Source organism: Haloterrigena alkaliphila, from assembly GCF_017352155.2.
GTDB lineage: Archaea > Halobacteriota > Halobacteria > Halobacteriales > Natrialbaceae > Haloterrigena > Haloterrigena alkaliphila.
In genome coordinates this window covers 2,045,638-2,059,138 of sequence record NZ_CP071462.1, presented here as the reverse complement: position 1 = coordinate 2,059,138, position 13,501 = coordinate 2,045,638, and the positions used below count along the sequence as shown (strand labels likewise).

11 protein-coding genes are annotated in these 13,501 nt (G+C 64.2%); 7 read left to right on the top strand and 4 right to left on the bottom strand.

What is annotated here, in order from left to right; translation table 11 throughout:
* Nucleotides 1-7: 7 nt before the first annotated feature.
* Nucleotides 8-1,063, bottom strand: coding sequence for a TAXI family TRAP transporter solute-binding subunit (locus tag J0X25_RS28775; protein WP_207287296.1), 1,056 nt, complete (start codon nt 1,061-1,063; stop codon nt 8-10).
* A 354-nt stretch (nt 1,064-1,417) separates the two neighbouring features.
* Here J0X25_RS28775 and J0X25_RS28770 point away from each other — a divergent pair, with 354 nt between their 5' ends.
* The 3 genes from J0X25_RS28770 to J0X25_RS28760 all read left to right on the top strand — a co-directional run bounded on the left by J0X25_RS28770 (nt 1,418) and on the right by J0X25_RS28760 (nt 4,203).
* Nucleotides 1,418-2,581, top strand: a complete 1,164-nt coding sequence (locus J0X25_RS28770; RefSeq protein ID WP_207287295.1) for an acyl-CoA dehydrogenase family protein — start codon at nt 1,418-1,420, stop codon at nt 2,579-2,581.
* A 217-nt stretch (nt 2,582-2,798) separates the two neighbouring features.
* Nucleotides 2,799-3,560 carry an IclR family transcriptional regulator gene (locus tag J0X25_RS28765; protein ID WP_207287294.1) on the top strand — a complete coding sequence of 254 codons (762 nt, stop codon included), beginning with the start codon at nt 2,799-2,801 and terminating at the stop codon, nt 3,558-3,560.
* A gap of 235 nt (nt 3,561-3,795) precedes the next feature.
* Nucleotides 3,796-4,203: a DUF3006 domain-containing protein gene (locus tag J0X25_RS28760; RefSeq protein ID WP_207287293.1), complete on the top strand. Its 408-nt coding sequence runs from the start codon at nt 3,796-3,798 to the stop codon at nt 4,201-4,203.
* 46 nt (nt 4,204-4,249) lie between these two features.
* Here J0X25_RS28760 and J0X25_RS28755 read toward each other — a convergent pair whose 3' ends face one another.
* Entirely contained in the window at nt 4,250-6,220 is a 1,971-nt protein-coding gene (locus J0X25_RS28755; RefSeq protein WP_207287292.1) for an archaea-specific SMC-related protein, read from the bottom strand.
* A 91-nt stretch (nt 6,221-6,311) separates the two neighbouring features.
* Complete coding sequence (gene rdfA / locus J0X25_RS28750; protein ID WP_207287291.1) at nt 6,312-6,959, bottom strand: rod-determining factor RdfA; 648 nt, start codon at nt 6,957-6,959, stop codon at nt 6,312-6,314.
* Between the two features lie 390 nt (nt 6,960-7,349).
* Here rdfA and J0X25_RS28745 point away from each other — a divergent pair, with 390 nt between their 5' ends.
* From J0X25_RS28745 to J0X25_RS28735, 3 genes are all read left to right on the top strand, one after another.
* Nucleotides 7,350-8,123, top strand: a complete 774-nt coding sequence (locus tag J0X25_RS28745; protein WP_207287290.1) for an IclR family transcriptional regulator — start codon at nt 7,350-7,352, stop codon at nt 8,121-8,123.
* A 330-nt stretch (nt 8,124-8,453) separates the two neighbouring features.
* Nucleotides 8,454-9,587 carry an amidohydrolase family protein gene (locus J0X25_RS28740; protein WP_207287289.1) on the top strand — a complete coding sequence of 378 codons (1,134 nt, stop codon included), beginning with the start codon at nt 8,454-8,456 and terminating at the stop codon, nt 9,585-9,587.
* 3 nt (nt 9,588-9,590) lie between these two features.
* On the top strand, nt 9,591-9,956 hold the full coding sequence (locus J0X25_RS28735; protein ID WP_207287288.1) for a Rieske (2Fe-2S) protein: 366 nt from the start codon (nt 9,591-9,593) through the stop codon (nt 9,954-9,956).
* 433 nt (nt 9,957-10,389) lie between these two features.
* On the opposite strand, the gene J0X25_RS28730 is transcribed toward J0X25_RS28735, so the two are convergent.
* The gene (locus tag J0X25_RS28730) at nt 10,390-11,844 is read right to left on the bottom strand and encodes an MATE family efflux transporter (protein ID WP_207287287.1); all 1,455 of its coding nucleotides are present in this window, start codon (nt 11,842-11,844) and stop codon (nt 10,390-10,392) included.
* Nucleotides 11,845-12,021: 177 nt separating this feature from the next.
* On the opposite strand from J0X25_RS28730, the gene J0X25_RS28725 reads away from it, so the two are divergent.
* Nucleotides 12,022-13,416, top strand: coding sequence for an SLC13 family permease (locus J0X25_RS28725; protein WP_207287286.1), 1,395 nt, complete (start codon nt 12,022-12,024; stop codon nt 13,414-13,416).
* Nucleotides 13,417-13,501 lie beyond the last annotated feature (85 nt).

Here is a 13,501-nt window from a genome sequence, read left to right as displayed (position 1 = left end):
TATCTCTCTATTCCTCACCGCGGACGAAGTCGTCGCTCCACATTCCCTTCTCCTCGTAGAAGTCGGCCGCGGCCGGGTGGAACGGGAAGTCGTCGTACATCCGCGTCGTCCACCACTCGTCGTCCATGTAGTAGCTCAGATACGGGTGATCGTTTTCCATCTCCTCGCGGTACTCGTACATCGTCTCGAGGAAGCTGTAGATGTAGTCGTACTCGTGGCCGTTGCGGACGACGAAGTTGTACGGGATGTTGATCCCCATCGCCTCGTCGGGTGCGTGTGCGTACCCGCTGAGGTTCTCCCTGGTCATATCGATCGGCTCGACGGGGACGCCGGCGTTGTCCTCGAGTTCGCTCAGGGCGTCCTCGGGCCACTCGAGGACGCGCGTGTCGACGGTTTGTTTCATCTCCTGGATCCAGGAGGCCTCGAAGTCGAAGTTCGAAATCGTCACCACGCCGACGTCGAGCTGACCTTCCTGCATCGCTCCGGCCTGCTCGCCGTAGCTGACGCTGATTTGCTCGTAGTCGTCGGTGACGGTCCCGAGAGCCTCCGTGAGCGTCTCGCGGGTCCCCGATTCGCCCGGCGTCGGGGAGATCCGGGCCCCGGACTCGACATCGGCCAGCGACGTCCAGTCGTTGTTCGTCACGAACAGCCACGGGAGGTCGTTGTAGTGGAAGATCTGGTTCGGCGTGTAATCGAGACTCCCGTAGGGCTCGTCGCCGTTCGTGATCTTCTGGGCCGAGCGGTGCTGGATCATCCCGATATCGGCTTCACCGCGGCCGAGCCGACCGATGTTGTCCTCGGTCCCCTCGCTCGGCTGGGCCTCGACGTCGATGTCGTCGGCGTGCTCGTCGACCGTCGCGGCGATCCCCTGACTGGCCGCGTAGGTTCCGGTTTCGGACTCCGCCGTGACGATGGTGAGCTGCGAGTCGTCACCACCGCCACCGCCGAGTCCTTCGTCGAGAGCATCGAGACAGCCCGCGAGCGCAGTGGTTCCGATACCGGCAGCAGCGAGCATGGCTCGACGACTCGTACGACTGGTCACGTCGTTGTCTGGCTTCTGCATGGTAGGCACCAACAAAATATCCATGTATAAGATTTCCGGTGTTTTCTATTACTATTCATCATCTAAGAAATAATATCACACCAATCGTGCATCACGATCGCACGACGCTGGCGACCCTGTGCAGAAACCGAGCTGTTTCACTGTTCCTAAACTACTGTCAGCCATAATATTTTTCGGGCGAAAGCGGGGCTATCCGATCGAGTAACGGTCAGTGAGTCGATTCGATTCGGCGTCCCGACGACGAGAATGGCGGCGTGAACGCTCTCGACGCCCGTGAGCGGGTCATGCGGCTTGTGAACAGTATCCTTGGGAGGGACCGCAATACCTATACCCCTCATTCCGTACGTACCACGTATGCTGGATTTCGTTCAGCTCGAGTCGGACCTCGATCAGGAAGAGCGCATGATCCGGGACACGGCCCGGGAATTCGTCGAAGAGCACGTTAGACCGGACATCGGCGAACACTTCGAGAACGGGACGTTCCCGAAGGACCTCATCCCGAAGATGGGCGAACTCGGCTTCTACGCCCCGAACCTCGAGGGCTACGGCTCCCCGAACGTCTCCGAGACGGCCTACGGGCTCCTCATGCAAGAACTCGAGGCCTGCGACTCGGGGCTGCGCTCGATGGCTTCGGTGCAGGGCGCGCTCGTCATGTACCCCATCCACGCCTACGGGAGCGAGGAACAGAAGGAGGAGTGGTTGCCGAAACTCGGTGAGGGCGAAGCGGTCGGCTGCTTCGGTCTCACGGAGCCCGAACACGGCTCGAACCCGTCAGCCATGGAGACTCGCGCGGAGGAGGACGGCGACGGCTACGTCCTCAACGGGTCGAAAACCTGGATCACCAACTCGCCGATCGCGGAGGTCGCGATCGTCTGGGCGCGCGACCAGTCCGATCCCGATACGCCCGTCCGCGGCTTCCTCGTCGAGACCGACCGCGACGGCGTCTCGACGAACAAGATCACCGAGAAGCTCTCGCTGCGCGCCTCGATCACGGGCGAGATCGGCCTCAACGACGTCCACGTCCCCGCGGAGAACGTCCTGCCCGGCGTGGATGGGATGAAGGGACCGCTGTCCTGTCTCACGCAGGCCCGCTACGGCATCGCGTGGGGCGCCGTCGGCGCCGCCCGCGACTGCTTCGAGGAGGCCCGCCAGTACGCGAAGGACCGCGACCAGTTCGGCGGGCCGATCGGCCGGTTCCAGCTTCAGCAGCGAAAGCTCGCGGAGATGGGTACCCAGATCACGCTGGCCCAGCTGCTGGCCTACCGGCTGGCCGAACTCAAAGAACGGGGCGAAATGCGGCCCCAGCACGTCTCGATGGCCAAGCGGAACAACGTGCGCACGGCCCGGGACCAGGCCCGGATCGCCCGCGAGATGATCGGCGGTAACGGCATCACGACGGACTACTCGCCGATGCGCCACATGGCCAACATGGAGACGGTCTACACCTACGAGGGCACCCACGACATCCACACCCTCGTGCTCGGCGAGGAGTTCACCGGCATCCCGGCCTACCAGTAACCGGACGACGGCCATCCGTATTCGTTTTCCCGAATTGCGCGCGCGTGACTCCGTAATCCCGTGATCCGCAACTCACGTTCCGGAGACGCATCGGGATCGTTCCGTATCCCGGGACGGACGCGCCCCGGTCGCGACCTAGCCGGCAGTTCGTTCCGGAGAGCAGGATCGGCGTTTTACTATCCGGAACATTGATCCCGCTGGTAGCGTATGCACGTCTATGGGCACGGACGAAGCGGAAACCGACGCGGGCGTCTCGACGACGCGGAAGACGTTCGAGATTCTCGAGGCGCTCAAGGAGGAAGAGGGGCTGACGATCACGGGCCTCACGCGGCGAACGGGGCTGAGCAAGAGCACCGTCTACCGCCACCTCGCGACGCTGACCGACATGGGGTACGTCGTCGAACGCGACGGCGGGTACTACATCGGCTTTCGGCTGCTCGAGATCAGCGAGCAGGCCCGCAACCGGAAGACGGGATACAACGCCGCGAAACGGAAGGTGTTCGAACTCGGGCAGGAAACGGGCGAGCGCGCGGTCTTCATTGTTGAGGAATTGCGGGAAGCCGTCTACATCCACCGGTACGGAAGCCTCTCGAACACGATGATCGGCAAACGCCGGCCGCTGCACTCCATGGCCTCCGGGAAGGTGATCCTCTCGGAGTGGGACGACTGCGCGGTCGCCGACTTCATTGAAGAGAAGGGACTCCCGAAGATCACGGACAACACCATTACCGATCCCGACGATCTCACCGCCGAACTCGATCGGATTCGCGAGCGCGGCTACGCCGTGAACAACGAGGAGCACATGGACGGCCTCCGGGGCGTCGCCGTGCCCGTCTATACCCCCGACGACGAGTTCCTGGGCTCGCTGGGCCTGTTCGGACCGGCGAGTCGATTCAAGGACGAACTCGTCCACGAGGAGTTCCCGACGCTCCTCCGGGACAAGGCCGGCGAGATTCGCGTCACGCTGGCCTACGGCTGACGGGGTCGCAGCGCGCTCTCGGGACGGCGTCGGGGCTCGAGACCGCGGACCCGCCGAGACGCCCCCTGTTCCCGACCGCCGAGACGGAGTCCGCATAGCGAAACTCGACCGCATCACGACGACGCTCTCAGGATCCACATTCGGCCGCGGTCCCGGTACCTGGGTCCGATCGGTCGACCGAGAAGCGGACGATATCGTCCGAGGGTTTATCACCCAATCCGCGGCCAACGGGGGTATGTCGGAACGACACCGACCCACGCGACGGACAGTCCTTCGAACCATCGGCTCGCTCGCAACCGCCGGAACCGCCGCCACGGGGGTCGCCAGCGCGGACGACGGACCCGACGTTCCGGAGAGTGCAACGGGATACGTCGGCGTCGTCGACCGAATCGTCGACGGGCGCTACGTCGTTCTGTTGCTCGAGCGGCGCGGCGAACTCGTCGATCAACACGTGGCTCCGCGCTCGCGGCTCCCGAACGTCGAAGCAGATGACGCCCTGTTCGTCGTGATCGACGACGACGAACTCGTCTGGACGTGGCGGATTCCGGAGTGGATCCGGCGCCTGCGACGTGACCGGAGCCCACAGGAGCGGTTCGACGACATCGCCGAGCCGCTCCCGTCATCGTCGTCGGAGCAGGAGTAGTCGCGCCAAAGCAGTCTCGGCGGAGCGAGAGCCGCCGCCGACGCAGTTAGATCTCCGAGACCACGCCGTGGTCGACCTCGACGGCCTGCGCGTCCTCGTCCAGCAGCGCCACGACGAGATACGGGACGTAGTCCTCGAAGTACTCGATCAGGGCGCCGATCCGCTCGGCGTCGATCGCCTCGAGCGAGTCCAGCAGCATGAACGGCACCGTCTCGTAGACGTCGTGGACGAGATACCCCGCGAGCGCGAACACGAGCCCGGTCACCTCCCGTTCGCTCTCGCTTAAGTGGTCGATCGTGTCCTCGTAGGCCGCGCCGTCGTCGGTGCTGCGAACGATCTTGAGGTCGAACGACGACCGCTCGGTCTTCCGGCGGCCCTCGCGGACCTCCCGGGTCGTCCGGTCGATCCAGATCCGATCGAGATTCCCGTACTCGAGCGTCTCGAGGAGGTTCTCCATGTGTTCGTTGAACGCCTCGACCGCGTTCGCCTCGATCCGGTCGATGCGCGTCCGGAGCGACGTCAGTTCGTCGGTAACCTCGTCCCGGCGGCTCTCGAGGCCCTCCCGTTCGTCGAGACGCTCCTCGATCTCGGCGATCTCCGCCTCGATCTCCTCGCGCTCGCGCTCCGCGCGCTCGAGTTCGAACTCCAGCTGGTTGACCTCCTTGTACTGGTCGAGGACGCCGGCGTAGTCGTCGGTCTCGAGGTCGTCGATCTCGGACTCGAGTGCCTGAATTTCGTCGGTGAGCTCCTCCCGTTTCGCGGTCTGTTCCTCGAGTCGCTCCTGACGACGGTCGATCTCGGCGTCGATCGAGTCGAGTCGCTCCCGGGTCTGTCGGTGCTCGGTGCGGTTCTCGTTGATCGTCGAGAGCGTCTCCTGTCGCTCCTCGAGGTCCGCGTTGATCTCGGATCGCTCCTCGAGTCGCTCCTCGCGGACCGATCGGAGCTGTTCGATCGTCGTCTCGACCTGGTCGCGAGCGACCGACGACCCGCAGGTCCAGCAGGTGACCGCCTCCGAATCCCCGAGCAACTGGTCGGTGAGGTCGTCGTCGGTCTCCCGGTCGTCGGGACCGCTCGCGTTCTCGAGGAACGACGCCGACTCGTCGAGGAGGCGTTCGTTGAACTGAATGGTGCTCTGGAGCTGCGAAATCTCCTCCGAGAGGTCGGCCTTCTCCTCCCGGAGGGCGTCGATCTCCGCCTCGAGTTGATCGACCGCCGTCTCGTCGTCCGGCGAGAGCGAGTCGAGTTCCGACTGGACCTCCTCCCGTTCGTCCTCGAGGGCCTCGATGCTCTCGCGTTCGGTCTCGATTCGATCGCGGACGCGCTCCAGGTCCGACCGGGTGTCGCGAAGGCTCTCGAGTTTCGTCTCGAGTTCGGACTGGTCCTGTCGGCGCTGTTCGACGTCGATGGGCGTCTCCTCGAGCTCCGCCTTCGCCGCCTCGAGATCCTCGCGCAGCGTCTCGATCTCGTCGGCTTTCCGCGTCCGTTTGGCCTCGAGATCGGGAAGTCGCCCCTCGAGATCGTCGAGTTCCGCGAGTTGCTCGTCGATCTGTCGTTTTCGCGCTTCGTACTGGGTGATCTCGGCCTGAATCGCGTCGGTGTCGACCGGCCGCATGATCGGCTCGCGGAGGTCGTCGCCGCGCCTGACGGCCCGTCGTGCCCCGTTGGCCTCGAGGAGAAACGCGAACAGATCCGCGACTTCCGGGTCGTCGAGATAGGGGTCGCCGTCGGTGACGATCGTCCCGTTTCGCCGTTCGAGGGTCCGACGGTAGATCTCGTCGCCGAATTCGAGTTCCGCGTGACCCTCGTCGGCGTCGGCCTTCAGACTCACCTGATCGCTCCCCAGCGCCGCCATGATCGCCTGTAACAGTGAGGTCCGGTTGGTCGCGTTGCGACCGGACAACACCGTCACCCCCCGCTCGAACGAGACTTCCGTGCGGTCGATGCCGCCGATATTGTCGGCGACGAGCGTCGCTCGCTCGGGAACGTCCCGTTCCGTTCTATCTACATTACGTTGCATAGCCACTGCTTCTGCCTCCTGCCAGATATATTTTGCCGCCCACGGAGCCGTAGAAACGGCCCGTCCGTTCCGCTAGGCGGAATACCCGTCGTCACTCCGCGGATTCGCCCGCATCGCCGCACTGACAGCCCCCCTCGTCGAGCAGCGTTCTGACGGGATACTCCTGCAGGCACTCCTCGCAGGTCACGGTCACTGAAACGGTGACGTTGAACTCGCCGATATCGACGATCCCGTTGCGTTCGAGTTGGGCGACGGTATCCGACGTCACCGCGGCTGTGCGGTTCTGGAGCGCGCCGAGTCGGTCGCCGCTTCGTTCGAGGCGTTCCTCGTCGCTCGGCGACTCGAGTTCCGCTTCGAGACACGACGTCAGGTGATTGTAGACGGTCTGGTGGGAGACGAAGTCCGACTCCACCTGCTCGATGGGGACGCCGTCGCGCTCGAGTTCGTTTCGCGTCTGGACCCGCGTCCCGCTGCTAACCTCGTCGTCGGTCAACAGTCGATACGTGTTCTCGACTTCGCCGTCTTTCAGCAGGACACCTGCGTCCTGAAGGGCCGTCTCGAGGACGCGCTGATTCACGTAGGTCGCGAGTTCACGTGTACTCATCTGGTCGTCGCCGGCACCGGTCCAGTACGCGACCAGATCCGCGTCGAGATTCCGTAACTCGTACTGGTCGCCGATCCGTCCGAGTTTGCAGCCACACGACCCGTCCGATTCGGACGACTGGTTTCGTTCTGTCACTGATTCAGGTAGCCGAGGCGAAACCAAAAACGTTCGGATTGCAGAGCGGTTTACGGAAGTATGGGCGTAATCAAAACTCATATATTGATGATGAGGAACCGGGTACGATATAGCAGAGTTATCCAAATATAATACTATATACTGAACCGGTATACGAGACGTCAGTCGAGGGCGAAAACCAGATACTATCGCTACTAAGCCGGGTTTACCGAATCCCTGGCTAAGAGAGTGTGGAAAGAATATACCTTGTGAATTCGAGAGTTTTCGGTACGTGTGTGATAATTGGTTTGAGTGGTGATCTGATCGATCCGGCTTCGGGTTCGGACCCCGATTCCAGAGCGACGGCCGTCCAGACGAAAGTACTTTGCCAGATCTGTTCGACTACTCGGTATGGGAACAGGAGGCAGTCCCCGTCGGCGGGTCAAGACGGCCGACACGCTGTTCGAGATCGTCGATGCGTTACAGGCGATGAACGGCGCGACGCTCGCTGAACTCGCCGCCGAACTGGACTTCGCGAAGAGCACGCTACACAGCCACCTCGCGACCCTCGAGCACAACGAGTACGTGGTCCGAACCGGCGACGAGTACGAACTCGGCCTCAAGTTCCTCGACCACGGGATGTTCGCCAAGAACGGGACGGCGATCGCACGGGTCGGGAAGCCGATCCTCGAGGAGTTGGCCGAAGAGACGGGCGAAGTGGCCTGGATCATCGTCGAGGAACACGGTCGAGCGGTGTACCTGGAGAAGGCGATGGGGGAGAAGGCCGTCCAGACCCACGCGAGCGTCGGCGGCCGGGCGCAGTTGCACCACCTCGCGACGGGGAAGGTCATCCTGGCACACCTCTCCGAGGAGCGCATCGACGAGATCATCGACCGCCACGGGCTCCCCGCGCAGACGCCCCACACGATCACCGACCCCGACGAGTTGCGGGCCGAACTCGAGCGCATCCGAGAAGAGGGGGTCGCGCTCAACGACAGAGAGACGGTAAACGGACTGCGAGCGATCGGCGCACCCGTGTTAAGTGAGGAGACGGTCCACGGCGCGGTCTGCGTGTCCGGCCCCGCCACCCGGCTGACCGTCGAGCGCTGTCACGAGGAAATCGAACCGTTACTGCTCGAGGCGACCAACGAACTCGAGTTGAAACTGCAGTATCCGCAGAACTGACGGTGGTGGCCGCCGGACTGTCGACAGTATTCGTCGAATGGAGGCCGTTCTTCCGATCACAGCTGCGCGTCGGTATTGCGAACGCAGCCAACGGTGACCGCTTCGTTCGGCGTCACCGAACGCACCGCACTATTATTTACATACATATCTATGTAATTGTCGGGCAACGAATCGAGTTACCGTTCGACCGGTACCGGCCCACGCCAGATTTTCCGTCAGTTCGTTCGGGAATTCCGAACGTCAGAGGCCGTATTTTTCGGCTCGAGAGGGCGAATACGGGCCGTACGCGGACCAAACGCTTGAGTAGCTCCGGTCCGAACACTGAGTTGTATGGCATCATCGATCAGGCGGTTAGCCGACGATGCGGAGGTCCCGGAGCAGGCGTTCGAGGACGAAATCATCGATCTGGACTTCCACGTCAATCCGCTCGAGGACGAGTTGCTGGCGTACGTCGAGGACGAGCGAGCGCTGGACAAGTTGACGACCGAATTCGGCGCGACGCCGGTCATGGGGAAGTGGGACGCGGCCTACGGGATCAAAGAAGGCCAGGAAGGGCTGTTCACGCAGGGCCGAGCCAAGTACGCCGAGGACGTCCACGAGGCCTGCGAGTCGCTCGCGGTCGACGAACCGATCGTCAATCCGGGGATCAACAACCTCAACCTCCAGCACCACCCGGTGCTGAAGAACGCCGTCTGCCAGGCGGCCAACGACTACATGGTCGACAACTTCGTCGACGAAGGGGTCTACACCTCGATGATGGTCCCGAAGTGGGATCCCGAGTACGCCGTCGAGGAGATCGAGCGCGTGGCCTCGGAGGAGAACGTCGTCGCGGCCTACTCCTGGTTCGATCCGAAGGTCCCGTGGGGGAACGAGCAGTTCGACCCCGTCTTCGAGGCCCTCGTCGAGAACGACCTGCCGCTGTTGCTCCACGGCTCGCTCGCGTACTGGCCCCAGCACTCCTACGTCGGCGACGACATGCTGACGTGGACCGAGGTGCTCGGCTTCGACTGGCCGATCTACGCCATGATCAACGTCGTCAACATGATCATGCGCGGCGTCTTCGACAAGTACCCCGAGCTGGACGTCGTGATCCAGGAAGGGGGCCACTGGTGGGTGCCGTTCCTCCGCTACCGGATGGACGAGTTCTACGAGATGCACCCCGAGGACGTCCAGATCACGCCGCGCAAGATGGAGTCCGGCGAAACGTACCTGCAGCGCGCCCCCAGCGAGTACCTCCGGGACAACATCTCCCTCTGCACGCAGCCGTTCGCGCTGCCGCGCAACGCAGGGGACGCGGAGAACCTCCTCGACCTCTCGATGGCCGCGGAGATGTTCACCTACTCGAGCGACTGGCCCCACCAGACGCTGGACCCGCCGACGTGGTTCTACACGTCGCGGGCGTTCGACGACGAAACGCGCGAGCGAATACTCAGCCGCAACGCCAGGGAGATCCTGGACATCTAACCGATGGTCGACAGAGATAACTTCACCAAGGTGGCAGAGGTCGGCGACATCCCGAAAGGCGAAGGCGAGGGGTTCGAGATCGACGGCATCGAGATCGCCGTGTTCAACACCGGCGACGAGTACTACGCGATCAGCAACCGCTGTTCCCACCAGCGCGCCCCCCTGTGCAAGGCGGGCGACCGGAAGATCAACGCGGAAGACACCTGGACGGAGGAACGCGGCGGCCTCGACACCGAGGCCTGCACGGTCTCCTGCCCCTGGCACCTCTGGGAGTGGGACCTCGAGACGGGCGAACACGAGGCGTCCGGCCAGCGCATCGGCACGTTCGACGTGACGGTCGACGACGACGACGTGCTCGTCCGAATATAACCCCTTCGACGGCGCGGCCGTCGGTGTTCTCTCCGATACTATCAGATTTAGATAGTAGTCGGAACAAAGAGAGGTCTGGAAGCGACCGCCACTGCGGAGCGGTCGCGACCGGCGAGAGGGAGCGGCCGACAATTCGACTTCGAATCGGAGCGGCAGTGACATCGAGGACGGATTTCACGGGAGACGTGTGACTAAGCGGTTGTGTGGGGAGCCTTCGTGGCCCAACGCCGACTCGAGACAATCACCTGCGACGGTCGCACGCCCCGGTTTCGATCGAACGGTGCCGACGAGGAGAACGCACTCGAGGCGACGCAGTTACGCACCACTCATCGGCCAACGTATCTCTTATCGGATAACACGGTGTAACTCTCTATCATCGTATACTCGTTCCGGAGCGGAGATCGCTCGAGCGATCGGTGGTTGCCCCAGTCGCTCACTCGGAGACGGCCTCCGAGCGCTCGCGGAGGGATCGACTGACGTCGCGCCAGACGCCCGAATCGTATCGATACAGGGTGATCGCCGCCGGGACGAACATCTCCGCGAGCAGGGACAGGTAGAGCGCCGTGACCCCCAGCGGCGTGACGACGCCGACGTACGCGATCGGGAGTGCGAAGCCGTACAGTCCGACGAGCGCGGCGTAAAACGGCCACCGCGTGTCGCCGGCGCCGCGCAACGCGCCGGTCGCCGCCTCGTCGATGCCGAGGCCGATCGTCGCGACCGCGGTGACGCGTACGAACGTCGTCGCCAGATCGACGACTTCGGGCTCGGTGACGAAGACGCCGGCGATCGGCCGCGCGAAGGCGACCACGAACACCGCGGCGACGGCGTAGGAGAGCACCGAGAACCGGATGATCTCGCTTCCGTAAGCGGCCGCCAGCTCCTCGTCGCCGCCGCCGATGTGTCGCCCGACGAGGCTGCTCGAGGCGATCGAGAACCCCCACGAGAGGCTGTTGATCAGGTCTCGGATGCGCCGGGCGATCTCGTAGCCGGCGACGGCGACGGAGCCGAAGACGGCGGCGATGGCCAGCAGCGGGAACGCGACGACCGCTCGCGCGAGTTGCTGGAAGATCAGCGGCGCGCTGACCGTCACGAGCGGCTTCAGTAGCCCCCGATCGACGAGCGGACCCGAGAACGACAGCCGAACCGGGAGGGGGTCCCGCGTCGGGTATCCCTTCCCGACGAGACCCCACAGCAGGCCGCCCGTGATGATTGCGGTCGAGACGGCGGTACCGAGCGCGGCGCCGACGACGCCCATCCCGAGGCCGAAGATCAACACGGCGTTGAGGACGATGTTGATGACGGCGCCGCCGCCCCGGATCACCATCGGCGTGAACGTGTCGCCGACGCCGGCGAAGATCCGACTGGCGACCTTGTTGTAGAACTCGAAGACGATCGCCGGTGCGACGACCATCAGATACGTTCCACCGTAGTCGACGGCGGCAGCGTCGCCACCCATGAGTCCGATCAGAAGATCGGCCTGCCAGTAAAACAGGACGGCGAGGGGAATCGACAGCGCCGTCGCGAGCAGATAGCTCTGCGTGATCGCCCGGTTGGCCAGTTCGATCTCGTCGGCGCCGTAGTGCTGGGAGACGAGGCTGATCGATCCCCCCGAGAGCCCCAGCGAGAGCCGATCGCCGAGTTGCCAGTAGGCGTACGCGAACGCGAGGCCGGCGATCGCCGACGGCCCGAGGACCACGCCGACCATCGCGACGTCGGCGGTCTGCTTCGACATGCGGGCCAGTCCGGTGACGATGCGCGGCCAGGCGAGGTCGACCGTCGCCCGCAGCCGGGATCGCTCGATGACGTTCGCCCGCTGTAGCAGCCCCGAGAGAGCGCGGAGAACCGACCGAAGGAGCCGAGACAACAATACGAGCAACCGAGACAGCATCTGGAGAAAACTCGCTGAGAGATGCAATAATAGTTGTCATCCCCCACGGCACGGTATCAGTGATTGTCAGGAAGAACCGGGGTCTTGGGGCCAATCGAACGGGACAGATCGCCCTACGGGTGACGAATGCTGAAACCCCGATCGATTTAACCTAGCGCTGTGTGGTGGCACGTATCGATGGATCTCTCGAGGCACGTCGAACGGGTGCGGTCGCCGCCGGTCGCCTTTCTCGTCGCGGCCGTCGTCGCGGCGGCCACGCTGGCGACCGTTCCCGGCGGAGACGTGGCGTGGATGCTCTCGATCACCGTCTTCTGCATCGCACTCTGGATCCTCACGCCGATCCCGCCGGCGTACACCGGGATCATCGGGATCGGCCTCATCGCCGTCGCGTTCTCGACCGACCGGGCGCTGACCGGGTTCCAGAAACCCGCGACGTGGCTCATCGGATTCGGACTCGTGATGGGCGAGACCACCCGCCGGAGCGGGCTGGCGGCCTGGGCCGGCGACTGGATCACGAGTCGCACGCTGACGGCGTCGACCGCCTCCAGGCCGGTACGGACCTATCGACGACTCCTCGTCGCGCTCGCACTCGGCGCACACGCCCTCGCGCTGCTCATCCCGTCCGCCCTCGTTCGTATCCTCATCATCGCCCCGGTCCTCAAGGAGACCGGCACGCTGTTCGACTCGCGGGAGGCGCGGGTCGGCCTCTTTCTCGGGCCCGTCTTCGCGACGTTCTACGGCTCGTCGGGGATCCTCACGGCCGACCTCCCGAACATCATGATCACCGGCTTCGGGGGGTCGATCGCCGGCCACCACGTCTCCTGGACGGAGTGGCTGTCGCACATGTACCCCGTCATGGGAATAACCCGCGTCGTGCTCGTTTGCGCCATTATCTACCTGCTGTTCCGTCCGGACCCTGACTCGAGCGTCGAGTTGCCGGCGGGGACGCGAGACGCCGCGACCAGCACCGAACGGCACATGCTGGCATTCCTGCTGGTGGGCGCGGGGATCTGGGCGACCGACTTCGTCCACGGCTTCCACCCGGTCGTCGGTGCGCTCGCCGTCGTCGTCCTCGCGTTGCTTCCCCGGGTCGGCGTCACCGACTTCGGAACCGTCGCCGAGGAGACCGACTTCTCGATCCTGTTCTTCCTCGCCGCCGTCTTCGCCATCGGCGACGGACTGGCGGCCACCGGGTTCACCGAGGACGCGGCCTCCCACCTCCTCGAGTTCGTCCCGACCGAGGCGCCCCTGGCCGTCGTGCTGGCGGTCGTCTTCGGAATCACGTTCGCCCTCGCGTTCCTGATGGAGGGGTTGGCCGTCGCGAGCGTCCTCACGCCGATCCTGATCCCCTACGCCGAGTCGGCGGGGCTGCCGCTGACGCCGGTGTTGATGTCGGAGGCGATGGCGCTGAGTTCGTACTTCTTCCCCTACCAGTCCGCCGTGCTCGTCGTGATTCTGGCCGAGGGGACCGCCGACACTGGCGAGGTGATCCGGACGACCGTCGCCTGTTCGGTCGCGACGATCTTGCTCCTGCTCCCGCTCCAGTTCGGCGTCTTCACGCTGCTCTACTGAGCGGACTCTCGGTCCGCCGAACCTCCGGTCGACGAGCGAATCGGCGAATCGAAAATCAGCGGCTCGAACCGCGACCGGCCCGTCG

Excerpts from the sequence above, each read along its gene's own strand:
- J0X25_RS28775 (WP_207287296.1), bottom strand. The coding sequence starts at position 1,063 with ATGCAGAAGCCAGACAACGACGTGACCAGTCGTACGAGTCGTCGAGCC.
- J0X25_RS28770 (WP_207287295.1), top strand. The coding sequence starts at position 1,418 with ATGCTGGATTTCGTTCAGCTCGAGTCGGACCTCGATCAGGAAGAGCGC.
- J0X25_RS28765 (WP_207287294.1), top strand. The coding sequence starts at position 2,799 with ATGGGCACGGACGAAGCGGAAACCGACGCGGGCGTCTCGACGACGCGG.
- J0X25_RS28760 (WP_207287293.1), top strand. The coding sequence starts at position 3,796 with ATGTCGGAACGACACCGACCCACGCGACGGACAGTCCTTCGAACCATC.
- J0X25_RS28755 (WP_207287292.1), bottom strand. The coding sequence starts at position 6,220 with ATGCAACGTAATGTAGATAGAACGGAACGGGACGTTCCCGAGCGAGCG.
- J0X25_RS28745 (WP_207287290.1), top strand. The coding sequence starts at position 7,350 with ATGGGAACAGGAGGCAGTCCCCGTCGGCGGGTCAAGACGGCCGACACG.
- J0X25_RS28740 (WP_207287289.1), top strand. The coding sequence starts at position 8,454 with ATGGCATCATCGATCAGGCGGTTAGCCGACGATGCGGAGGTCCCGGAG.
- J0X25_RS28735 (WP_207287288.1), top strand. The coding sequence starts at position 9,591 with ATGGTCGACAGAGATAACTTCACCAAGGTGGCAGAGGTCGGCGACATC.
- J0X25_RS28730 (WP_207287287.1), bottom strand. The coding sequence starts at position 11,844 with ATGCTGTCTCGGTTGCTCGTATTGTTGTCTCGGCTCCTTCGGTCGGTT.
- J0X25_RS28725 (WP_207287286.1), top strand. The coding sequence starts at position 12,022 with ATGGATCTCTCGAGGCACGTCGAACGGGTGCGGTCGCCGCCGGTCGCC.